We start from the raw sequence: 21102 nt of genomic DNA on the forward strand, positions 1-21102 counted from the left end.
GGTCTCTTGCTATAGCGTATATACGGCGGTATTCCGTGCTTGATATATAGCACGAAATACCGCCCTTTATTTGTATAAAACTCGGGTATGTATTCCTGGATATTATCTTCGTTGCGTATTTATGTCTGGGATATATTGCGCGCAGGGTGGAGGTATTTCAACTCTGCGTAAGCGTTTGCACGTTCTGAGACGGTGTATGTAGTATATATCTACAACGCAGATTATAGATCTGCATCACTCTAGAGGAGGTTGCCATGAAACGTATCGTGGATTTTATGTTTTTGAATAATGCAGCGGGTTTTCTTATGACGAAAACCCATTATTTTAAAATTTTATATCAAGAAAGACATTGCTTGTGTTGAAAATAGCTAAATATAGTAAGCATGAGGCAATTTTCTTATCATCAATAGTTATTTCAACTCTTGGTGATTCGATGATACCGATTGCTTTTGCACTCTCTGCCGTTGAGCTTGAGAATAGCGGATACGGCTTTACTGCAGTTCTATTGAGCCTTTGGGGTGCACGTCTTTTCGGGTCAGTGCTGTACCGCAGGTACGGTAATATATTCCCCCTTATCAGGACCATGATATACGCAGATGTTATCAGGTTCTTAGCACAGTTCATTCTTGGAATTTGGGTCATAGCTGGCTACAATTCCATACTGTCTCTGTGTATTTCATCATGCATATACGGATTTGGAACTTCTTTCTTTGTTCCTTCCAGGTATACGCTAACTCCTGCACTTGTTGCCGAAGATATTCTTACGAGCTTCAATGCTTTTAGTAATTTTTTCACGGATGCTTTTGGAATTTTAGCTCCCGCAGTATCCACCTTCATATATATTGTCTACGGGTTTCCCGTTATCTTATTCATTGACTCTGCAACCTTTATGGTCGGAATATTTTTACTCATATTCCTCATGAAGGCTGCAGGGCAAAACGGGTCAACATCTGTCAACGATCATGAGTCTTCTTTCGGTGCTTCCTCCCTGGCAAAAGTTAGTTTTCCCCGCTGGATAGTAGCGGGAATAGCTGCGTGGTCGTTAATCTCTTTGACTCTAGGGTTTTCGGGTGCTGAAGGCCCGCATCAGATGATTTCACGTTTGAATGAGGAATCCTGGGCTGCTGTTGCAACCTCCCTTGCTTTGGGCTCTATAACGGGTTCGGCAAGCACCCTGATGGGCGTTTGGAAGAAAGTCTCCTGGCGTTACCTTGCTATGGCTACCGCCGTTCTCTTGGGTCTTCAAGTCTATCTGTACGGGTACGGAACGCAGATTATCGTGATCTTCATGTGCACCTTTGCCGCATCTTTGACCTTATCCGCCGCTGCGGTGTCATGGGATGTGAAGGTGCAAACCTCTTTAGAGCAGGATGAACTGCAGTCGTTCGCCAATATAGACAGTATTGTCTCTTCAGTGGCGGTTCCCCTCGGAATGCTGCTCTACGGTATCGGAGGCATCTGGAATATCTCACATATTCTCATCCTCCTTATTTCAATACTGGTTACGCTCAGCGGGTCCTTGTTCCTGGTGACGAAAAGAACCTAAAGACGCCTAAATGTGCATATACCTTGAGCATCGCGCTGGGTCAGTCTGTGTCACATGATAGTGACAGTATCTTTTATAAACTCGTGCTGCAACGGCGCGGGGGCTACTGTTACGAACTCAATCTACTCCTGCTGGATGCGCTCATGCTCCTGGGCTACCCCGCCCGTCCGCTCACCGGTCACGTTTAAGGATCTAAACCAGATGAATACGGTGCACGCACATATATGCTGCTTGAGGTAATGTTCGATAACCGGACGTGGATTGTTGATGCGGGTTTCGGCGGACTGTGCCCCAGCACCCCGCCTAGAAGACCAGAGTATGCAGAGCAACGCCCACGGCGACTGCCTCATCACACCGCACGACGGGCGATATATCGTCAGTGCATGCATAGACGGAGTGGATGCTGTACACTTTTGACCGTCAGCCGCAGCGCCGTCTCGACCTAGAAGGCCATCGCGGGGTTATTTACCGTAAGCGGTAATTTTAAGGTCTCTTGCTATAGCGTATATACGGCGGTATTCTGTACCCTGCCCGGGGTTGGAATACCGCCTATCTGTTACATGTACTGACAACAGACCGGAATAAAGTCCGTTTCATGTCAAGAAACGGGCTGATTCACAGCGCAGCAGCCCTGTACTGTGAAACAAGCGGTTGGAATACGACCAGCCATTCTCGTGGTGCTGAGTTTAAGGAGTGAATTACAGTGAATATTCTTTTGATCGACGGCGGTAAAGCATTTGGACACTCGGCGGGTCGCCTGAACCACACCCTGCATCAAACAGCCCGTGATACGTTATCGGCGCTCGGTCATCATGTGCGAGAAACTGTGATTGACGACGGGTACGATATTCACCAGGAAGTAGAAAAATTCCAGTGGATGGATGCGGTCATCTGGCAGATGCCCGGTTGGTGGATGCACGAGCCGTGGACCGTGAAAAAATATATGGACGAGGTGTTTACCACCGGCGCGGGCACCCTGTACGCTAATGATGGTCGCAGCAGCGCCAACCCCACTGAAGGATACGGTACGGGCGGTCTTCTTCAGGGGCGGCGGCATATGCTGTCGCTGACGTGGAACGCGCCTCGCGAAGCTTTTATCCGGGAGGGCGATTTCTTCGAGGGACTCGGGGTAGATGCCCTCTATATGCACTTTCATAAAGCCAATGAGTTCTTGGGGACTACCCAATTACCCACCTTTATTTGCAATGATGTGATTAAAAATCCGCAGGTCGAACAGTATCTCGCTGACTATACTGCCCACCTCAACGAGGTCTTCGGTCGGGCGTAAGGGTTTAAATCTGCATGCCTTCATAAGCATGTCTGAGCAGACGGCATCACGTGAAAGCTGACCGCATAGAATCGGATGCAGATTTCTCTATCGCATCATGTCATCACCAGGAAGGTAGTTAAGATTATGGCTGCTGAAAACAATGAACGTTATCTGCGTGGGAAAGAGGTACTTGCTCGGGTAGAGCAGAACCCTCATGGATCTATTCTTGATAGCTTAGCTTCTTTTTCGCCTGACTTAGAACGGTTTGTCGTGGAGTTTGGGTATGCGGATGTTTTTGATCGGGAAGGTTTATCCGATCAGTCCCGCCAGCTCATCACCATATCTGCTTTGGCCGCACTTGGGAATGCAGCTCCGCAGCTGGAATTCCACATTAATGGTGCCCTCAATGTGGGCTGTTCTCCTGAGCAGATTATCGAGACTTTTATCCATGTGACTATATACGCTGGTTTCCCCGCTGCATTAAATGCCGTCTCTGTTGCTCGTAAGGTTTTCACCGAACGCGGTATTGACGTGAACTTAGATACGCATAGCACCGAGCCTGCCAAGCGTTTCGAGGTAGGTTCTTCGTATCTTGAGCGTGTAGATGGAGCTGGTGGCGAAGCTGTAGTTAAATCGCTTCAAGATATTGCGCCGGATTTAGGCCGCTACATTGTCGAGTACTCATTTGGCGATGTTTATTCTCGGCCTGGGTTGAGCCTATGGGAGCGTGAACTGGTCTCTGTATCTGCGTGTAGCGCTTTGGGAACGTGCGTGCCTCAGCTGCATGTTCATATCAACGGCTTTTTGAACGTAGGCGGCACTCAAGACGAACTTGTGGAACTGATGATTCAGATAGCGGTCTATGCAGGATTCCCTGCCGCCCTAAATGCTATCGCAAGTTTACGGCAAGTATTAGCAGAGAATAATGCATAATGACGATGCGCACGAAGTGGTGAAACCAGGGGTTTAAAGGTAGCTCTGTTCGCAGGGCGGCACATAAAAAATATACGGGTGATTCCCTGAAAATATGTCAGGGAACCACCCGTATATTCTTATCAAGTTATATAGCCGAATGGCTATATATACTACTCAAACCCTATTTTGTAGGGTATGACGGTGCCTCTTCGCCAGCCATGCGTTCCAGCACGCGCACCACCTGGCAGGAGTAACCGAACTCATTGTCGTACCAGACGTACAGGATTGCCGAGTCATCGCTGACGACGGTGGCAAGCGCATCCACGACACCCGCGTTGCGCGAACCCACAAAGTCAGTGGAGACGGCCTCATGGGAATCGGAGTAACCGATCTGGCGGCGAAGCTCACCGTTGAGGGCAACCTGGCGGAAGACCTCGTTCAGCTCATCCTTAGAACCGGCGGGCTTAGCCAGCTTCACGTTCAGGATAGCCATCGAAACGTCCGGGGTGGGAACGCGAATAGCGTTACCGGTCAGCTTGCCCTCCAACTGGGGGAGTGCCTTAGAAACAGCACGTGCCGCGCCGGTTTCGGTAATCACCATGTTCAGCACCGCTGAACGGCCGCGACGATCACCCTTGTGGAAGTTATCGATCAGGTTCTGGTCATTCGTGAAAGCGTGCACGGTCTCCACGTGACCCCGTTCCACACCGTACACGTCATCAAGAACCTTCAGTGCGGGGGTAATCGCGTTGGTCGTGCAGGATGCCGCCGAAAGAATCTTATCGTCGTCGGTAATGATGCTATCGTTCACGCCGAAGACAATATTCTTCATATCGCCCTTACCGGGAGCGGTCAGCAGAACGCGGGAAATACCGGGGCGCTCAAGGTGCTGGGTCAGCCCCGGAACATCGCGCCAGCGGCCGGTGTTATCGACCAGAAGCGCATCCTCAATACCGTACTCGGTGTAATCCACAGTGGTCGGATCTGACGAGTAGATAAAACGCACCGGCAGACCGTTAGCAATAATAGTGTCGTTCTCAGCATCTACCTTAATAGTGCCCTTGAACGGACCGTGCACCGAATCGCGTGCCAGCAAAGAAGCACGCTTCTCAAGATCGTTCTCGGTGTTCTTACGCACCACCACCGCACGCAGACGCAGGTTTGCCCCCAGCGATGAGGAACGCTCCAGCAGAATACGCGCCAGCAGACGGCCAATACGCCCGAAACCGTAGAGCACCACATCCTGCTGCTTAACGGTCTCGCCCTTCTTGCCAACCGATGCGCCAACCTGCTCGGGCAGCCACATCGAGAAGTCGGGAGAACCCGCATCAACATGCTGGCGATGCAGAGCCGCAATGTTGATCGAGCAGGGACCAAGGTTAAGGTCAAAAAGTGCCTGAACCAGCTCTAGCGTATGCTCGGGGTTCAGCGGGGTTCCATCAACCTTCGCGGCGCCATCATGCAGGCGCAACAGCTGAATAACGGACTTATTGACCAGGCTGCGACCGTGAATATTAAGAACTACACCGTTCTCGCGGTTTAGCTTACCGATGAGGGGAATCATCTCCTCAGCCTGGGTTTCGCGGGCAATCCACTGCTCGTGAGTGTTTTCGGGAGTCGTCACTCTTGACCTTCTTCCTCAATGGACGTCTTCGTCGGAATTTGTTGTTCGTGCCGATGCGCCCGCCCAGCTTATCGGGCAGCACGCAACCGACTCTGCTTTAAGTCTAACCTCTGCGGCGAACGGTTTTATTCCCTCACGCCGCCGAATCTGTGAAATCTAGCACGCTTTGCACAATGCACTACGCCCGAAGCCAATAAAGCCCACACAACCCCTCACACAAGAAGCGAAAACAACGGGGATAACACACAGAAACACACTCCGCCGCGCGGCAACCTTGAGTAGAATTGAGACATGTTAACTGTCATCGGTGAAGCACTCGTAGACGTCGTCCACAGCAACGACGCCCCCATGCACGCCTACCCCGGCGGATCTCCCCTCAACGTCGCCGTCGGCGCCGCGCGGCTAGGACACAAGACCCGGTTTATCGGCCACTACGGAACCGACGAACACGGCGCCAGCATCGCCGCGCACCTGAGCGCATCCAAAGTGCAGGTACCCTTCGAACCGCGCGCCGCACGAACCTCAACCGCGCAGGCGTATATCGGGGAAGACGGCGCGGCACGCTACGAATTCGATATCGACTGGAGCCTCGACAGCTACGCCGACGACATTCTAGCCCTAGCCCCCAGCTGCGAAGCGCTGCACACCGGCTCTATCGGGGCGATGCTCGAACCGGGCGCCCATGTGGTTGCTCAAGCGCTCACGGCAGCACGCGAAAGCGCTCTCATCAGCTACGACCCAAACTGCCGCCCCACCATTATTAGCGACCGTGCCCTCGCCCGGGGCTGGGCAGAAAAATTTGCTGCGCTCGCGTCGGTGGTGAAGGCAAGTGACGAAGACCTGATGTGGCTATATCCTGACCGTTCCCTTGCAGAAACCGCGCATGCCTGGCTCGACCTCGGCGTAGAGCTGATGGTGATAACCCGCGGTGAAGGCGGGTCGATCGCCTACACCCGTGCATACCCCAACGGGATTGAAGAACCGGCCTATCGTGTGGAGGTTGCAGATACTGTAGGAGCGGGCGATTCGCTCATGGCGGCGCTGATCGCCGCGCTCCTCGACAGAGGCATCAGCGGTGCTCAAGCACGCAGCAAACTTGCCGCACTCACCCGCGAAGATATTCAAAATCTGCTACGATTTTCCGCAACGGCGGCGGGAATTACTGTCTCGCGTTCCGGCGCGAACCCGCCCACCCGCGAAGAACTTAACGCCGTGCTCAACGGCTAAGTCAGCCACCCAACCAAACGAGGAGGACTACCGTGACTAACAACCTCGGCACCGCACCCCTGCCGCGTGAACCCTACGCCGGGCTACCCGACCTGCCGCTCTTCAACCTGACCTCCACCGACCTTGAAAACGGCGCCGCCGCGCCCACCGCCATGCTCTCGGCGCTCTTCGGCGTGCCCGGCGGGCAGGATCAGTCTCCGCAGCTGAGCTGGTCGGGATTCCCCGAAGAGACCAAATCCTTCGTTGTCACCTGCTACGACCCGGATGCGCCCACCCCCAGCGGGTTCTGGCACTGGACCGTATCAAACATCCCCGCATCGGTCACCGCGCTTGAGACCAACGCGGGCGCTATCGTCGGCGGTCAGGGTGGCGCGGCGCTCCCCGCCGGGGCGATAGCGCATCGCAACGACGCCGGGACCCCCGGATTCGTGGGTGCGGCGCCTCCAGCAGGGCACGGGCCGCACCGCTACATATTCTGCGTGACTGCCGTGGACGTACCCGAACTTGAGGTAGACGAAAACACCTCACCTGCCGTCGTGAACTTCAACCTCTTCTTCCACGGCATCGCGCGCGCCTTCCTGACCGTCACCTACGCAGAACCGGCGGAGTAGGCGCTTATTCTCGCATGATTAAGCTCATCGCCAGCGATCTGGACGGCACGCTCATCGGGCCTGATTTTCGTTTTCACCCCCGCACCCTGCACGCCCTAGAGGCGGCGCGTGCGGCGGGCATCGACATCGTGTTCGTGACCGGGCGCCCGAGCCGTTGGCTTACCCCGCTGCGGGAACAAACCGATTTTGACTCCTACGCCATTTGCTCGAACGGTGCCGTGGTGTATCATCTGGGCGCCAACGAAGTAGAGGCGGTTAACGGCGCCGAACCCGCCGTGATCGAGCGTGCCCATACTCGGCTTGAGCCGATATTCCCCGAGGTCACCTACACCCTCGAAACCGTAGATACCGTCTACATTCAGGGTCCGCACGACGGGGGAGACGTGCTTGAGGGCGCTCGCGTGGTTGAATCCTCTATAGCGGAGGCATTCGTGGCGCTCGGCGATACTCCAATCATTAAATATCTGGTTCGGGTGCCTGGTATGGACCCCGATATCCTGCAGGTGCGTGTAGTGCAGACCGTGGGTGAGCTGGTGTCGGTTACGCGCGGGGTTGTGGGCGAGCCGCTGATCGAGATGGGCTCGAAGACCGTGAATAAGGGGCGCACTCTCGCCCAATTTGCCGCAAGACACGGTATTGAGGCGCATGAGGTGATGGCTTTTGGCGATATGCCTAACGATGCCGAAATGCTGTGCTGGGCAGGTCGCGGGTATGCGATGGCATCCGGCGAGCCTGCACTGATTAAGAAGGTGGGGCGCACCTGCCCGCCCTTCGGCGAGGATGGGGTGGCGCAGGTGATTGAGAACCTGCTTGAGGGGCACTCCGGGAGTGCCGAGGAAGCTGTGTGGGATTCGGTGTAAGGTTCTGTGTAGCCTGTGGATCCCCCCCCGTCTAAAAAGGCTCTTTATTTGAATAAAGCGGCGAAAAATACGCTTTATTCAAATAAAGAGCCTTTTTAGTGGATCTTGAGTGAGTCGGTGGTGGGTGATGTCCCTTCGCAGGTGCACCCGATGTTGTGCGGCCTCATCCAAATCCTCATCTAAATTTTGCTCCCTCATCTCAAAATTTTTGGATGAGGGACGTATTTTTTTGGATGAGAAGCACAATTTTTGAGATGAGGACGTATAATTCTGACCCCTTCACCCACCGGAAAAGCACCTGGTAACCCTAGTATTTCAAGGGATTTTGTCATAGTGTGCAGATCTAAATCCTCATCTAAATTTTCTTCTGCTCATCTAAATTTTTTTTGGATGAGGGATATAATTTTTAGATGAGCACCTATGATTGGACCCCCGAACGCCTAGAAAATACCCTGCTTGACCTTCGGTGTTATGGTGGTGACACCCACCGCATCGAAGTGAAAAAGGCTCACGAGGGTTACCCTAAGAGCCTAGACGACACTCTGTGCAGTTTTTCAAATATTCATGGTGGGGGAACCATTATCTGCGGTGTTGCAGAAAAAGAGAACTTTAAACCTGTAGGTGTCTATGACATCGATCGGCTAGAAAAAACTGTTGCGAGTAAACTCCGTAAGCAGCTCGTACCCCCAAATACGTGCACATTCTACCGGGTTGAATATAAGGGCCACGACATTCTTGTGATGGAAATTCCAGGTCTTCCTGCATCCCAGCGTCCGGCCCGCATTGGCAAGGATTACTATATTCGGGTGGGTGATGGTGACCATTTGATGGATGAGTATGAGGTAACGCTTATGCTCTCCCAGCGGGAGCGTCGCAACTATGACGCAGAGCCAGTAGAATACACATCATTCGAAGATCTTGATCATGAGCTTACAGACTCATATGTGAGTTCTGTACGCCGAACTTCCGCAAGGATTACTAGCGCCCTTGATAGTGAGCAGGTTCTCAAACGAAAACGAGTGATAGCTCTGGGGGATAGTGAGAATCTGACGCTTGCCGGACTCTACGCTATGGGGGATTATCCACAACGGTTCCTCCCCTCACTCAAAGTAACCGGTGTAGTGGTGGACCCTGAAGGTAAGGTGCGTAACCTTGACAAATTCGAGGCAGATGGACCTATTCCTTTTATGCTCCAAGAAACTCTTCTCTGGCTTGAACGGAATCTGCGCAGGCCCGTACGTCAGCTGGAAAATGGACATCTCATTGATGGAGAAGAAATTCCTGCGGTTGCTTTGCGTGAGATTGTCGCTAATGCCCTGGTTCATCGAAGCCTCAACCCCAATACGTCCACGCATGAAGTGCAGATTCGTATTCTTCCCCATGAGGTACGGGTTGTAAACCCCGGTGGTCTGTGGGGTATTACGGATGAAGATCTGCAAAAATATGGTACGCATTCCCGTGTAAACCCGCTACTGTACGAGATCTGTACCGCTTTGCGGGTACCGAGCCAAGGATATCGGGTGATTGAAGGGGAAGGCAGCGGTATTCCGACAGCGCAGGAAGCCGTACGCGCGGCTGGGCTGAAGCCTATACGCTTCATGGATGGATCCACTAAATTTACGGCTATTCTGAGTCGTGAGGCGGTATCCGAAGGTGAAGAACGTGTGGGTTCTCAGCAACATACTGTGGAGCCTGCCCCTCAAGACCGTGAAGAAGCGATTCTAGCTGTGTTGCGTGATACACCGCATCCGCTGAATATTGAGGATCTCCATAAGCACTTGCCGCCTGAGTATTCAACCTTGAATAAAGCGCAGGTAAGGTACACCTTGAACAAGCTTATTGCTCGAGGTTATGCGGCTCGTGAAGGTGGGCAGGGGAGCCGGAGCACCGTTTATAAGAGTGTGTAATTTCAGAAATCAGTCCAAGGCTCAAACAAAAATAATTATTTCTATTACCTGCTATAGTGGAAAGAGTTCTTTCTATATAAGGGTATAAAGATTATGGCGTATATTCCCACCAAAGTGCGCCGAGCCGCGCGGACGATAGGCGAGCAGCTGCGCATCCAACGCAAACTGATGGGTCTAACTGCGCAGATGGTTGCGGAACGTGCAGACATTACGACCGTGACCCTGCGGCGCATTGAGCAGGGCGAATCGGTGCGTACCGACGTGCTTTTCCGTGTGCTGCGGGTGCTCGGCATGCTGGATGCGGTCGTCACCGCTACCGATCCGTATCTCACGGATGTCGGCCGCCTGCGTGCCAGCGAAAAACTACCCAAGTCGGTGCGCATCCCCAAAAGCGAAATGGGCTGGTAACTATGAGTGAAACAGTGCAGGTTACGACAGTGGCAGGCGACCGTGAGGTAATCGCTGGTCGTCTTTTCATCAACCGTGGAACCGGAGTATTTCACTACGATGCAGCATATCTAGCGAACCCTGCCGCCTACGCTCTTGCCCCATCGCTCCCTCTTGTTGCTGGCGCACAGCCCCTTGATGGGTTGGGCGGGCTGAGCGATTCTGTCCCTGACAGGTGGGGACGTAAACTCTTGCAGCGTGCACGAAAACGCACCTCGCTCAGTGAGTTCGACTATCTTCTGGGGGTAGATGATGCCGGGCGGCAGGGGTCTTTACGATATTGGATAGACGATACCCCGTTAAGCTCCGATGGTACGGGTATACCCCATGAGCTGGATTTGCCCGAACTGCTGACGACAGCGGATGCTATAGAGCTTGATCCGTCTGCTGTAGATGATATTCAGGCGCGTCGCCTTTTCCGTGCTACCGGCTCGCTTGGCGGCGCTCGCCCAAAGGCAAATGTGCTGATCAACGGCGAGTTGTGGCTCGCAAAGTTTCCTAAGCCTGTGGGTGATGAGTGGGATCTCATGGGGTGGGAGTACACTCTCAACCGCCTGGGCGCCGATCTGGGTATTATCGTGCCGCAAGCGCGCCTGCTGAAAATTACCGATATTAATGGTGAAGATCGGCATATCTATGTGGCGCGTCGTTTTGACCGCCTGCAGGACAGTCGGCAGCGCATCCCCTATATTTCTGCGATGACGGCACTGGAAGCGTCCGACGGCGATGGCGGGGACTGGGTCGATGTGGTGGAATACGCCCGAGAAGAAGGCGCAGATACCGAGCAGCTGTGGAAGCGCGCTATGCTTGGGGTGCTTGTGGGGAATACCGACGACCATTTGCGTAACCACGGGTTTTTGCGGTTTGGGCGTGAATGGGAAATAGCCCCGTGTTTCGATATGAATCCAACCCCTGACGGTGATACCCATCAGCTGGCTCTCTTCGGCGAGCCCTCATATGAACCTTCTGCGCTTGTCTCTAAAGATTCGCTTTCTCTTTTTGGAGTATCTGAGCAGGATGCGCACGGCTGGCTGCGAACCGTAGCTCCTCTGCTGGAACGTGTCCCGGAACGCGCTCGCGGCTATGGGGTGGATGCGCCCAGCGCCTCTGTGATGCGCCCACGTTTTGAGCGTGCAACACAAGCAGTGCGGGAACTGAGGGATTAGAAGTTTATAATAAGTGGTGTATTTCAGAGAGTTATTTAGCGATAAAAATACAAATATAGTCCAGTGAAGATACGTTTAATTATTAAGTATATTTGATATTTATATATAACTATAAGTTATCTACCAGTGCGCATTTATCAATGCCCAAGAGCTGACCCGTCGCATCTAGCGGTTTTGCTGATTATCTTCCGCGTCAATCCTTTTAAAGAAGGAATAGTAAATAATTTGAACAAAAACGATCAGCATGATGATGAGGATTATTGGAACCGTTATATATTCGATTTTCATGTGCCGATCCAGCACATCCACGCCGAAGGTGATAATTAGAAAGACCATGAGGTAGTTCGATTTCGTCTTCATCTTTCCCACTCTAACATCACCGAGTGCAAGAATTCTTGCACCTATCAGCTTTATAAAGCCATATAAAGCTGATGGGGTGGTGTGTACAAGGGAAGGAGTGCATCATGCCTAAGAGTTTAGCGACCGAAGAGTTCATCACAGGTGTTCTGCAAGATACTGAGCGGCGCATCCGTGAACAGATCGATCGGGGTGAAATCACTCCCACTGCCGAGTCTATGCAGGAGCTCTCGAATGCGCTCTCGCATACGGTTGAAGTGCGCAAGGGTGCGCGGGGGTCTGGGAAATATATCAGCAAGGTGAAAGACAGCCGCAGCACCCGCGAATACCTTGGCGGCATCAGTCTGCAGGCCCTCAACGATAGGGTGCGCAAGAACAATATTCTGCGCCTCAAAAACAAAGCGGGACGTAACGGATATCCGGTTTTTCAGTTCAAAGACGGGGCAGTGGATCCGCAGGTTCGGCAGGTTATTAAAATATTGTTAGATAGCGGCCTTACCGAGTGGGGTGTAGCTTTTTGGCTTGCTCGTCCGTCAAAATTCTACGATGATCGCCCCGCAGCTGAGTACATGAAGGATTCCGAAGATAACTTCAAATTTGTGCTGGCATGTGCAGTTCAGGATGCTGCTAACCGGAGGGCAAACTACTGATATTTCTTGATGGGACAAAAGCGGGAGCGTTTTCTTCATTCGGGAGCACTTTAACCGCTCCCGAATGAAGAAAATGCTCCCGGAACTCAAGGGATTGTGGGCAAGCCCAGCAGTTAGTGCCCCAGCTCGTCGTGGTCCCTGTCAGTGAAGGGTTCCAGCGGATCGCCCGCCGCCCTGGTGTATTTGGCGATGAACGTCATCAGGTGGAACACAATCAAGGTCGCCGCCGTGCCGAGTGCAATACCGGCGAACGACAAGCCCGAGAATTCCCAGGTGTAATCTGCGATGCCCACAATCAGCGCCACAGCGGCGGTCGTCAAGTTAATCTGGTTTGAGAAGTCCACGCGGTTCTCGCTCCAAATACGCACGCCGAGCATCCCGATCATGCCGTAGAGCACGGTTGCGGCACCTCCAAGAACACCCGCCGGAACGGTCGCAATCGCAGCGCCAAACGCCGGGAAAAGCGAGAGAGCGATCGCGAAAATCGCAGCCACCCAGTATGCCGCCGTCGAATACACCTTGGTTGCCGCCATAACACCGATATTCTCGGCGTAGGTGGTTGTACCGGAACCGCCGCCAAAACCGGCGACGGTGGTCGCTAAACCGTCTGCCATGAGCGCGCGACCCGAGTACTCATCCAGGTTCTCGCCCGTCATGAGCGCCACCGACTTCACGTGCCCAATATTCTCGGCAACCAGCACCAGAATCACGGGAATAAACAGCCCGGCAAGCTCCCAGTGGAACTCGGGGCTCTGAAAATGCGGCAGTCCGATAATGCCCTGCTGCTGCACGGTCTTTTCGATGGTCGAGAAGTCTACCTCGCCGCGCACAACCGCAGTCACATACCCGATAATCACGCCCAACAGAATCGAGAGGCGACCAATAATACCCTTGAACAGCACCGAAATCAGGATAATCGAGATAAGGGTTACGAGTGCGGTGATGGGCGCCTTCATGAAGTTTGCTTTCGCACTCGGTGCCAGGTTGAAGCCGATGAGCGCCACGATCGCGCCGGTCACCACGGGCGGCATGAGCTTCGTCAGCCAGCCGGTACCCGCAAACTGCACAATAACGCCCACCAGGAAGAGCGACAGACCCGCCATGACGATGCCGCCGAGCGCACCCGCCGGGCCGTGCTGGTTTGTTGCCGCCGCCAGGGGCGCGATAAACGCAAAGGAAGAGCCCAGATACGAAGGCACACGCCCGCGTGTGATGAGCAGGAACAAAACGGTGCCCAGGCCCGAGAAGAACAGCGTGGTTGCGGGTGGGAACCCGGTCAGCAGCGGCACCAGGAAAGTTGCGCCGAACATCGCCACCACATGCTGGGCGCCGATGCCGATCGTAATAGGCCAAGCGAGGCGTTCGCTCGGCGCCACGACCGAGCCGGGTTTAATACTTCTGCCGTCGCCATGCAGACGCCAGCCGAAACCGGATTTCTGTGTGCTCATGGGATGCGATCTCCAGGTGAAAGTGAGGACAAAATTCCCAGTAATTCTACACCTGTTGAGCCTGGTGTGCGCATTGTAAAAAGGCTCTTTATTTGAATAAAGAGTGTTTTTCACCGCTTTATTCAAATAAAGAGCCTTTTTAGGGTTGGGGGAGGCGGTGGCAGGTTGCCGCTACAGCGCCGCCTGCAAATCCTCTAAGTGGTCGTACTTCGAGAGCTCGAAACGCAGATGCCCCTCAGTCGGCGACTGTACCGGTAGGAACGAAGCCTCACGCAAACGCCGCGCGGTCGGCGAGGAAGCAACGTAACCGGCGCCTCCAACAACCTGCAGCTCAAAATGCGTAGCAATCGTTGCCAGATGCGAAACACCCAGACGCAGGCTCAACAAATCGCGACGATCGGCACGCTGCGGCTCACGCGCCAAACGCACCAGCTCATCGCGCAAGCTCTCGTACTCGCCCACAATCAGCGGGAACTCAGAACTGAAAATACCCTGCGAAGCCTCAAGATGCTTCGAAGCCTCCACCAGCGCACCGGCGGCAAGACCCAAGCAGAACGCGGACTGCACCAGCAAGAACGGCGCGGTCACATCGCTAAGGAAACCCTCAAAATTATCGGTCAGAATATCCTCGGTCGGCACAAAAACATCCTCAAAAATGATCGTGCCAGACTCGGTTCCGTTGAGCGCCAGCAGGTTACGGTGATATACAACCTTCAACCCCGGGACATCCTGGCGAACCGTCACAATATACCGGTTCGGATGCCCCTCCTGCGCATTCTGCACAGCTACCGGCAGCACAATCACACCGCCCGGGTACAGGTTAGAAGCCCACGACACCGTGCCGTTGAGCTTCACACCGCCCTCTACCAAAGTGCCCAAAACCTTGATCGGCGCAAGCCCCGAAGCCTCCTTATATGCCGCCGCCATCGCGCTTGTACCGCTCGTCGTGGCCTCAGCCAAGCCCTCGGGCAGCTCACGGTTCACCGCATCAAAGAACGCAATCGTAGAACGATGTGCCCACAGCGAGAACCCGGTTGTCGCATCCTGCGAAGCAAGGTCAAAAGCAACCGAAACCTGCGGAAGCAAAGACCCGGTGCGCCCCAGAGTCAGCAGACCATCCTTCGCAATCTCGCGCAGATTCTCAAACGGGGAACGCTCACCGGCATCGACGGCATCTGCGTGTTCGGCGGCAAGCGCAAGCACTCGCTCGCGCTGAGGATAATCCTCAAGGGGTTCAAGAGTGAATTCAGACATGGTAGAGAGCTCCTATATGCAATGTGCAGGTGTGCTTATGCGTGTAGCTTGAAGAGGCGGTCGATGGGGGTGCTCACGGCTTTGCGGGCGCGAAGTACCGCATCCTCATCGGGGGCGTCGTAGAAGCACAGGCACTTAGCGGTATCCTCACGCACATAGGTGCGCAGGAAGGAAACCTCGGGCACCTCGGCGTACTTGGGCGCGTTCGCCTTCTTGCGGGTTAGGTACTGCTCCATCGTGATTTCGGCGGGAATATCCCACTCAACCAGGTAGTCTGCATCTTTCTTGAGCTTCTTGATGTCGTCGAGTTCTGCGCCCACCAAGCGAACCTCGTCGGGGCCAACCACGGATGCGCGCTCGCCAATAGCCGCAGTGAGGGCGGGTGCGAACGCGGTGTTTTCTGACTCAATGATGGCGAAGATCAGCTTGTGATCGGCGGAAACCTGGGTTTCGATGAGCTCCGCGCCTTCGCTCAGGGAGTTGGAAACGGTTTCGATGAGTGCGGTTGCCTCGTCCTTGGATGCGGTTGCTGGGGTCAGCTCGATCAGGTACAGTGCCATGTCTGTTTTCTCCTTAGATAGAACGTTGTCTTCTACCTGCCTGTGCGGCGGGTCTGGCATATACCCTAAACCGGTCGCGGGCGCGGCGCATAATGTTTTTCGCTATGAGTCCTAAAACGAAGATTTAAGAACCCTTCACCCGTCACATGAAGTAATGCGGAGACACAAAACGTCATGTTACAGCGGTGACGGGAATATTTATACGGCGTCTAATGTTCGGGGCGGGTTTCAGAAGTCACAGGAGATGATGCGCAGCGAGCAAAACCTGACTTTTGGTAGCGTAGAATGTCTCTATTTACTATCTGACTAGTGAAAATACGTGTTTTGTCAGATCTGCTGACGAGAGGCTTATTCTGACCCGTATCTATGTATCTATACTGGCTGAATAGCGTGTAGTAGCTTCCCTTATTGAGAAAATAGAGTTCCAAATTCTCATTAATTGCCCGTAACTTCCCCAAATTTTGGCGACGCATTCGCGGCGTGTGCCGGGCGGTGCATCTAGTTCAGAGTACCTTTATCTAATTATAATCAGAAATAGGAAATATTCTATAACTGTTTATTTAAATACTTTAGTTCGAGCATGGGTGTCTAGAGTTTGCAGTGTATATATTTTATTATTGCAGCAGCTTGTGTTTCGATGAATTTTAAAAAATATCAAATGTCTAGCCTATGGTGTTGGTGAATATATAAACCTATGAGTGTAGGAAATATGCTTTAGTCTTGACATTGATTTTAGAATTATTTAGCGTGGTAGTGTTATCTTTATTTTCTAGGTGGCGCAATTCTAGTGGATTAAATTCACAAAGGAGCTGATTCGAAATGAGTAAGTTTGCCAAGGTTGGGACTGGTGCAACGGCTCTGGCTATGGCTTTGAGTCTTTTTGGTGGTGCGCCAGCACATGCCAAGTACGATTCAGCAGAACCCCTGAAGGATGGGTCGAAGGCTGCACAGCTTGGTTGTGCTCTTGCAAATTGGCTGTATGGTCCACGCACATGCTCTCTCTAAAGTAGAACATTCCCTAATCAACAGTATGCAACTCTTAATGTTTAGGTATTTTTGAAATCTTTTATGTAAGAATACCGGTTGTATAGCGGAAAGACGATTCTTGTTTACATAATATGGTGTGGGCTATGTATCGCTTTCTGAAATATGTAGAGTTTTTACTGAGTTGCAGGGGTGTAATTAGGGTTGCTTTTGTCTCCTGGTATTCGGAGAGGCAAAAGCAACCCTTTCTAAAATATCAACGCATGAAAATTCTTTAGAAAACTATTCTATTAAGTAGGCGTGTTGTTGAATGTGATATATATTTTGAAAATAGGTCTCACTATTTCACCCCACGCATGAGTTTTTGCACAGGTCTGCGCCACAGGAACAGCGCGATGCCGGTCACGATGGAGAGCACACCCATCCAGCTGAAGTACGGAACTTCGGTCTCGAAACTGTAGAACTGTGCAAACCAGCCGGAAAGCACAGTTCCCATCGCAACGGACGTCCAGTAGAGTGCCATCATGTTCACCTTATAGGCTTCGGGCGCGAGCTTGGTCGTGAGCGAGGTGCCCACGGGCGAGATTGTAAGTTCGGCGATAGTGCATACGAAGAGGATCAGTACAATCCAGCCGACATTTACGCTCTGCACACCCGCCTGGGCGAGGAAGATCCAGAACGCAAGGCCGATCACCACGAGAGCGATTGAGAACTTAGTGGTTGTGAAAGGCTGTTTTTCGCCCAGTTTCGTCCACATCGTGGCAAATCCTATGCCCAGAATAATAATGAAGATGGGATTAATGGAGTTCACCAGGGTCGGTGGGAATTGTATGCCTAAGATATTCCAATTCAACCGTTCATCCGAGTAGACAGCCATGACGGTGAATTGCTGTTGGTATAGGCCCCAAAACACGGCGTTGGCAATCCAGAGGGGAATGAATGCCCATACCCGCGAGCGTTCGTCGCTGGTTACGTTCTTGGCGGTGAGCAGTTGGATGAAAAGCCCGACGGCCGCAACGGTAATAGCAGCCAGAACCCAGTCTTTGAGGTTGGTCGGGGTCATGATCCCCAGCACCACCATTATTGCTACTAACGCGGCGAAAATCGCGAGAATCCCAGCAAAAATACCTTTTTGGCGTGTGGTAAACGGCAGGGTGACTTCGTGCACCGATTTGGGCAGGTTCTTGCGAGTGAGCGCATACTGAATGAGGCCTGCCGCCATGCCGAGTGCCGCAAGTCCGAAGCCAATGTGGAACCCAAAAGTTGTGCCCTTGAAAGCTTCCCATCCCCATCCGGTCAGTGCTGGGCCCAAGAGCGCACCAATATTTACACCGATGTAGAAAATGGTAAATCCGGCATCGCGTTTGGTGTCTTCTTTGGTGTAGAGCGAACCAACTAGAACCGAGGCGTTACTCTTGAGCCCGCCCGAACCAATAGCAACGAGGAGCAGGCCAATTACCACACCGGGAACTCCCGGTACGAATGCGAGAGCTATATGACCCGCCATAATACCGATGGCGGAGTAGAACAGAGCACGCTCGGGGCCTAGAATGCGGTCACCAAAGATGCCGCCAAGAATCGCCATGAGGTACACAATCGCGCCGTATGCGCCAATAACGCCGGTTGCCGCCGATTTATCTAAACCCAAACCGCCTTCGGTAATGCCGTAGTACAGGTAATAGAGCATGAGAACCTGCATGCCGTAGAACGAAAATCTTTCCCACATTTCTACGGTGAAGAGGTTTGCAAGCATCTTTGGATGCCCAAAGAAAGAGCCGCCGGTGGAAGGCTTCACTTCCGGGGCGGGCGTTATGGCTGACATATATTTCTCCTAAGGACCAAACTGTAATCTGAGTGTTCTGGATTATATTCTCCCTAGTATATACCCATATCAATGTATAGGTATACAAAAAATTTTCCAGAGTTAAACAAAAATAGTGAGAGATGCTGTATGAAATATCGTGGGAAAATCCTCAAACTGGGCGTGTGTCGCCGACATAAAAAGTGCCTTGATGTGAATAAAACCAACATTTTATTCACATCAAGGCACGTGTTCGTTTATAAGGGGTCGGAGCAGCAAACCCGCTACTTCACATCGCGCATAAGTTTCTGGATGGGCGCACGGCAGAGAAAGAGGACAATGCCGGCAACAACCGAGACGGCACCCACCCACATAAAGTAGGAAGCCTCAGTGTCTTGGCTGTAGAACTGTGCGCACCAGCCCGCGAATGCGGTACCCATCGCCAGCGAGGTCCAGTAAAGCGCCATCATGTTCACCTTATAGGCTTCGGGCGCAAGCCTAGTGGTCAGCGCCATGCCCGTGGGCGAAATCGTAAGCTCGGCAACAGTGAAGATGAACATGATGATAACCATCCAGTAGACCGCCACGCGAGAGACACCCACCTGCGTGAGGAAAACCCAGTATGCCGGGCCGATAATCACGAGCGCGAGTGAGAACTTGGTGGTTGTGCGCGGCTGCCGATCGCCCAGTTTCGTCCACATGGCGGCGAACCCCGACCCCAGAAGAATCACGAAAATAGGGGCAAGAGAATTGACGAGGGTTGGAGGAAGGTCCATGCCCAGAATATGCCAGTCGAGTCGCTCCTCAGAATAGATGGGAATGACCGTGAACTGCTGCTGGTAGAGCGCCCAGAAAATAGCGTTGGCAATCCAGAGGGGAATGAACGCCCACACCCGCGAGCGTTCGTTGCTGGTCACGTTCTTGGCGGTGAGCAGCTGTATGAAAAGAGCTATGGCCCCGATGCCGACCGCGCTTACCACCCACGTGGCGAGGTTGCCTGTAGTCATCCAGCCCATCATGACCAACAGGAATGTTATGAGAGCTACACCCGCCAGAATACCGGCTAAAATACCGTTCTGACCTGGGGTGAACGGAACGGTTACCTCGTGCACCGATTCGGGCAGATTCTTGCGGGTGAGCGCATACTGGAGGAGTCCGGCCGCCATGCCGATAGCCGCAATTCCGAAGCCGAAGTGGAAGCCTAGCCATCCCCATCCCCAGCCGGTTAGTGCCGGGCCTAAAAGCGCGCCGATGTTGATGCCGATATAGAAAAGCGTGAATCCCGCTTCGCGTTTGGGGTCGTCTTTGCTGTAGAGCGAGCCGACCAGAACCGATGCGCTGCTTTTGAGACAGCCCGAACCGATCGCGACCAGAAGCAGACCGGTAATCACGCCAGCGGCACCGGGCATGACCGCAAGAACAATGTGCCCCGCCATAATACCGATAGCGGAATAAAAGAGGGTACGTTCGGGCCCTAGGACGCGGTCGCCCAAAATACCGCCGAGGATCGCCATGAGGTAAACAGTTGCACCGTACGCTCCCATAGCGCCAGTGGCTGCTTCTTTTGGTATCCCTAATCCGCCGTCTTCGATAGAGTAGTACAGGTAATAGAGGGCAAGAACCTGCATACCGTAGAATGAGAACCGTTCCCACATTTCCACGGTGAAAAGATTGGCGAGCATCGGCGGATGCCCAAAGAATGTTCGCGGCTTCTGTGCCGCTGGTTGCGTGGCTACCATAAAGCCTCCCAAGAATACACAAACCGGAAGTGTTCTAGGTTATATTTCCTCAGTGTATACCTGTGAAGTGCATATGTATACAGAAGCTTGTGCAGAAATTAGGCATAAATTCCGTATTTACTCTGCATGAAATCTCATATCGAATGGTGGGGCTGGGGTGTATTGCGTGCACGCGCGTGTGCCTTATGACCTCAAAATTTTGTAGAGTTGATAATGTATCTCACGAGACTATAGAGGAGAATCCCATGAATAACGTACCCCAGGTAACCCCTGCCGATGTTCCTGCCGGTGCCAAGATTATTGATGTGCGCGAAGACTACGAATGGGAAGGCGGCCACGTTGCTGGTGCCCAGCACATCACCCTAGGAACGCTGACCGAGCGACTTTCAGAACTACCCAGCAAAGATGAAGAATTCTATGTGATCTGCCACGGTGGCGGGCGTTCAAACCGTGCGGCTGAATACCTGCGCCAGAACGGATACCAGGCGAAAAATATTGCTGGCGGAACAAGTGCTTGGTTCACCGCAAAGCTGCCCATGGAAAGCGAAAACGGGCAGGAACCTGCCGTCGTTCACTAATTGCGCTATACCTTAAATCTTTGGAATATATACAGTTTGACTAGTGTATATAGCCAAAACGACATATAAAGATGCGGCACCCCAGCCCCCGAAATGGCTGCTGGTGCCGCATCCTTTGTATTCGGGTCGAAGCCACACTGCTCAAGACCGACGGCAAT

The 21102-nt window shown here is 52.9% G+C and carries 20 protein-coding genes and 1 pseudogene; 14 read left to right on the forward strand and 7 right to left on the reverse strand.

Annotated features, from left to right (window positions below; translation table 11 throughout):
- Nucleotides 1–433: 433 nt before the first annotated feature.
- The 4 genes and pseudogenes from HMPREF2756_RS02965 to HMPREF2756_RS02975 all read left to right on the forward strand — a co-directional run bounded on the left by HMPREF2756_RS02965 (nucleotide 434) and on the right by HMPREF2756_RS02975 (nucleotide 3749).
- A complete protein-coding gene (locus tag HMPREF2756_RS02965) occupies nucleotides 434–1546 on the forward strand; it encodes an MFS transporter (protein ID WP_141747807.1) in 1113 nt (370 codons plus the stop codon).
- Nucleotides 1547–1569: 23 nt separating this feature from the next.
- A pseudogene (locus HMPREF2756_RS11595) lies at nucleotides 1570–1992 on the forward strand (arylamine N-acetyltransferase).
- 257 nt (nucleotides 1993–2249) lie between these two features.
- On the forward strand, nucleotides 2250–2834 hold the full coding sequence (locus HMPREF2756_RS02970; protein ID WP_070618134.1) for an NAD(P)H-dependent oxidoreductase: 585 nt from the start codon (nucleotides 2250–2252) through the stop codon (nucleotides 2832–2834).
- A 126-nt stretch (nucleotides 2835–2960) separates the two neighbouring features.
- The gene (locus HMPREF2756_RS02975; RefSeq protein WP_070618137.1) at nucleotides 2961–3749 is read left to right on the forward strand and encodes a carboxymuconolactone decarboxylase family protein; all 789 of its coding nucleotides are present in this window, start codon (nucleotides 2961–2963) and stop codon (nucleotides 3747–3749) included.
- 163 nt (nucleotides 3750–3912) lie between these two features.
- Here the strand turns inward: HMPREF2756_RS02975 and HMPREF2756_RS02980 are convergent, their stop codons facing one another.
- A complete protein-coding gene (locus HMPREF2756_RS02980; protein WP_013398081.1) occupies nucleotides 3913–5355 on the reverse strand; it encodes a glyceraldehyde-3-phosphate dehydrogenase in 1443 nt (480 codons plus the stop codon).
- On the opposite strand from HMPREF2756_RS02980, the gene HMPREF2756_RS11320 reads away from it, so the two are divergent.
- The 7 genes from HMPREF2756_RS11320 to HMPREF2756_RS03010 all read left to right on the forward strand — a co-directional run bounded on the left by HMPREF2756_RS11320 (nucleotide 5336) and on the right by HMPREF2756_RS03010 (nucleotide 11573).
- Nucleotides 5336–5515, forward strand: coding sequence for a hypothetical protein (locus HMPREF2756_RS11320; RefSeq protein WP_141747809.1), 180 nt, complete (start codon nucleotides 5336–5338; stop codon nucleotides 5513–5515). The genes HMPREF2756_RS02980 and HMPREF2756_RS11320 overlap by 20 nt on opposite strands.
- Nucleotides 5516–5646: 131 nt before the next feature.
- Entirely contained in the window at nucleotides 5647–6582 is a 936-nt protein-coding gene (locus HMPREF2756_RS02985) for a carbohydrate kinase family protein (RefSeq protein WP_070618141.1), read from the forward strand.
- 32 nt (nucleotides 6583–6614) lie between these two features.
- Nucleotides 6615–7193: a YbhB/YbcL family Raf kinase inhibitor-like protein gene (locus HMPREF2756_RS02990; protein WP_080513858.1), complete on the forward strand. Its 579-nt coding sequence runs from the start codon at nucleotides 6615–6617 to the stop codon at nucleotides 7191–7193.
- Nucleotides 7194–7207: 14 nt separating this feature from the next.
- A complete protein-coding gene (locus HMPREF2756_RS02995; RefSeq protein WP_070618144.1) occupies nucleotides 7208–8053 on the forward strand; it encodes an HAD-IIB family hydrolase in 846 nt (281 codons plus the stop codon).
- A gap of 410 nt (nucleotides 8054–8463) precedes the next feature.
- Nucleotides 8464–9960, forward strand: coding sequence for an RNA-binding domain-containing protein (locus HMPREF2756_RS03000; RefSeq protein ID WP_070618147.1), 1497 nt, complete (start codon nucleotides 8464–8466; stop codon nucleotides 9958–9960).
- Between the two features lie 93 nt (nucleotides 9961–10053).
- Nucleotides 10054–10368, forward strand: a complete 315-nt coding sequence (locus tag HMPREF2756_RS03005; RefSeq protein ID WP_004005858.1) for a helix-turn-helix domain-containing protein — start codon at nucleotides 10054–10056, stop codon at nucleotides 10366–10368.
- Between the two features lie 2 nt (nucleotides 10369–10370).
- Nucleotides 10371–11573: a type II toxin-antitoxin system HipA family toxin gene (locus tag HMPREF2756_RS03010; RefSeq protein WP_070618150.1), complete on the forward strand. Its 1203-nt coding sequence runs from the start codon at nucleotides 10371–10373 to the stop codon at nucleotides 11571–11573.
- Between the two features lie 165 nt (nucleotides 11574–11738).
- Here the strand turns inward: HMPREF2756_RS03010 and HMPREF2756_RS03015 are convergent, their stop codons facing one another.
- Nucleotides 11739–11933 (reverse strand): hypothetical protein, encoded by a 195-nt coding sequence (locus HMPREF2756_RS03015; RefSeq protein ID WP_048778058.1) that lies wholly within the window; start codon nucleotides 11931–11933, stop codon nucleotides 11739–11741.
- A 104-nt stretch (nucleotides 11934–12037) separates the two neighbouring features.
- Here HMPREF2756_RS03015 and HMPREF2756_RS03020 point away from each other — a divergent pair, with 104 nt between their 5' ends.
- Nucleotides 12038–12580, forward strand: coding sequence for an XRE family transcriptional regulator (locus HMPREF2756_RS03020; protein ID WP_070618153.1), 543 nt, complete (start codon nucleotides 12038–12040; stop codon nucleotides 12578–12580).
- 113 nt (nucleotides 12581–12693) lie between these two features.
- Here HMPREF2756_RS03020 and HMPREF2756_RS03025 read toward each other — a convergent pair whose 3' ends face one another.
- From HMPREF2756_RS03025 to HMPREF2756_RS03035, 3 genes are all read right to left on the reverse strand, one after another.
- Nucleotides 12694–14028 carry a uracil-xanthine permease family protein gene (locus tag HMPREF2756_RS03025; RefSeq protein ID WP_070618156.1) on the reverse strand — a complete coding sequence of 445 codons (1335 nt, stop codon included), beginning with the start codon at nucleotides 14026–14028 and terminating at the stop codon, nucleotides 12694–12696.
- Nucleotides 14029–14199: 171 nt separating this feature from the next.
- A complete protein-coding gene (locus tag HMPREF2756_RS03030; protein ID WP_070618160.1) occupies nucleotides 14200–15282 on the reverse strand; it encodes an acyl-CoA dehydrogenase family protein in 1083 nt (360 codons plus the stop codon).
- A 35-nt stretch (nucleotides 15283–15317) separates the two neighbouring features.
- Entirely contained in the window at nucleotides 15318–15842 is a 525-nt protein-coding gene (locus tag HMPREF2756_RS03035) for a DUF4242 domain-containing protein (RefSeq protein ID WP_004005853.1), read from the reverse strand.
- 819 nt (nucleotides 15843–16661) lie between these two features.
- Here HMPREF2756_RS03035 and HMPREF2756_RS03040 point away from each other — a divergent pair.
- Nucleotides 16662–16847, forward strand: a complete 186-nt coding sequence (locus tag HMPREF2756_RS03040) for a hypothetical protein (RefSeq protein WP_070521488.1) — start codon at nucleotides 16662–16664, stop codon at nucleotides 16845–16847.
- 319 nt (nucleotides 16848–17166) lie between these two features.
- On the opposite strand, the gene HMPREF2756_RS03045 is transcribed toward HMPREF2756_RS03040, so the two are convergent.
- Together HMPREF2756_RS03045 and HMPREF2756_RS03050 are read right to left on the reverse strand one after the other, a co-directional pair.
- The gene (locus tag HMPREF2756_RS03045; protein ID WP_070618164.1) at nucleotides 17167–18648 is read right to left on the reverse strand and encodes a peptide MFS transporter; all 1482 of its coding nucleotides are present in this window, start codon (nucleotides 18646–18648) and stop codon (nucleotides 17167–17169) included.
- Between the two features lie 263 nt (nucleotides 18649–18911).
- Entirely contained in the window at nucleotides 18912–20366 is a 1455-nt protein-coding gene (locus tag HMPREF2756_RS03050; protein WP_070618166.1) for a peptide MFS transporter, read from the reverse strand.
- 245 nt (nucleotides 20367–20611) lie between these two features.
- Here HMPREF2756_RS03050 and HMPREF2756_RS03055 point away from each other — a divergent pair, with 245 nt between their 5' ends.
- Nucleotides 20612–20944, forward strand: coding sequence for a rhodanese-like domain-containing protein (locus HMPREF2756_RS03055; protein WP_048753545.1), 333 nt, complete (start codon nucleotides 20612–20614; stop codon nucleotides 20942–20944).
- Nucleotides 20945–21102 lie beyond the last annotated feature (158 nt).

The organism is Rothia sp. HMSC067H10, assembly GCF_001810635.1.
In the GTDB taxonomy this organism is placed as follows: domain Bacteria; phylum Actinomycetota; class Actinomycetes; order Actinomycetales; family Micrococcaceae; genus Rothia; species Rothia dentocariosa.

Excerpts from the sequence above, each read along its gene's own strand:
- HMPREF2756_RS03010 (WP_070618150.1), top strand. The coding sequence starts at position 10,371 with ATGAGTGAAACAGTGCAGGTTACGACAGTGGCAGGCGACCGTGAGGTA.
- HMPREF2756_RS02975 (WP_070618137.1), top strand. The coding sequence starts at position 2,961 with ATGGCTGCTGAAAACAATGAACGTTATCTGCGTGGGAAAGAGGTACTT.
- HMPREF2756_RS03020 (WP_070618153.1), top strand. The coding sequence starts at position 12,038 with ATGCCTAAGAGTTTAGCGACCGAAGAGTTCATCACAGGTGTTCTGCAA.
- HMPREF2756_RS03025 (WP_070618156.1), bottom strand. The coding sequence starts at position 14,028 with ATGAGCACACAGAAATCCGGTTTCGGCTGGCGTCTGCATGGCGACGGC.
- HMPREF2756_RS02985 (WP_070618141.1), top strand. The coding sequence starts at position 5,647 with ATGTTAACTGTCATCGGTGAAGCACTCGTAGACGTCGTCCACAGCAAC.
- HMPREF2756_RS03040 (WP_070521488.1), top strand. The coding sequence starts at position 16,662 with ATGAGTAAGTTTGCCAAGGTTGGGACTGGTGCAACGGCTCTGGCTATG.
- HMPREF2756_RS02965 (WP_141747807.1), top strand. The coding sequence starts at position 434 with ATGATACCGATTGCTTTTGCACTCTCTGCCGTTGAGCTTGAGAATAGC.
- HMPREF2756_RS03015 (WP_048778058.1), bottom strand. The coding sequence starts at position 11,933 with ATGAAGACGAAATCGAACTACCTCATGGTCTTTCTAATTATCACCTTC.
- HMPREF2756_RS02995 (WP_070618144.1), top strand. The coding sequence starts at position 7,208 with ATGATTAAGCTCATCGCCAGCGATCTGGACGGCACGCTCATCGGGCCT.
- HMPREF2756_RS03050 (WP_070618166.1), bottom strand. The coding sequence starts at position 20,366 with ATGGTAGCCACGCAACCAGCGGCACAGAAGCCGCGAACATTCTTTGGG.
- HMPREF2756_RS03000 (WP_070618147.1), top strand. The coding sequence starts at position 8,464 with ATGAGCACCTATGATTGGACCCCCGAACGCCTAGAAAATACCCTGCTT.
- HMPREF2756_RS03035 (WP_004005853.1), bottom strand. The coding sequence starts at position 15,842 with ATGGCACTGTACCTGATCGAGCTGACCCCAGCAACCGCATCCAAGGAC.
- HMPREF2756_RS03005 (WP_004005858.1), top strand. The coding sequence starts at position 10,054 with ATGGCGTATATTCCCACCAAAGTGCGCCGAGCCGCGCGGACGATAGGC.
- HMPREF2756_RS03030 (WP_070618160.1), bottom strand. The coding sequence starts at position 15,282 with ATGTCTGAATTCACTCTTGAACCCCTTGAGGATTATCCTCAGCGCGAG.
- HMPREF2756_RS03045 (WP_070618164.1), bottom strand. The coding sequence starts at position 18,648 with ATGTCAGCCATAACGCCCGCCCCGGAAGTGAAGCCTTCCACCGGCGGC.
- HMPREF2756_RS03055 (WP_048753545.1), top strand. The coding sequence starts at position 20,612 with ATGAATAACGTACCCCAGGTAACCCCTGCCGATGTTCCTGCCGGTGCC.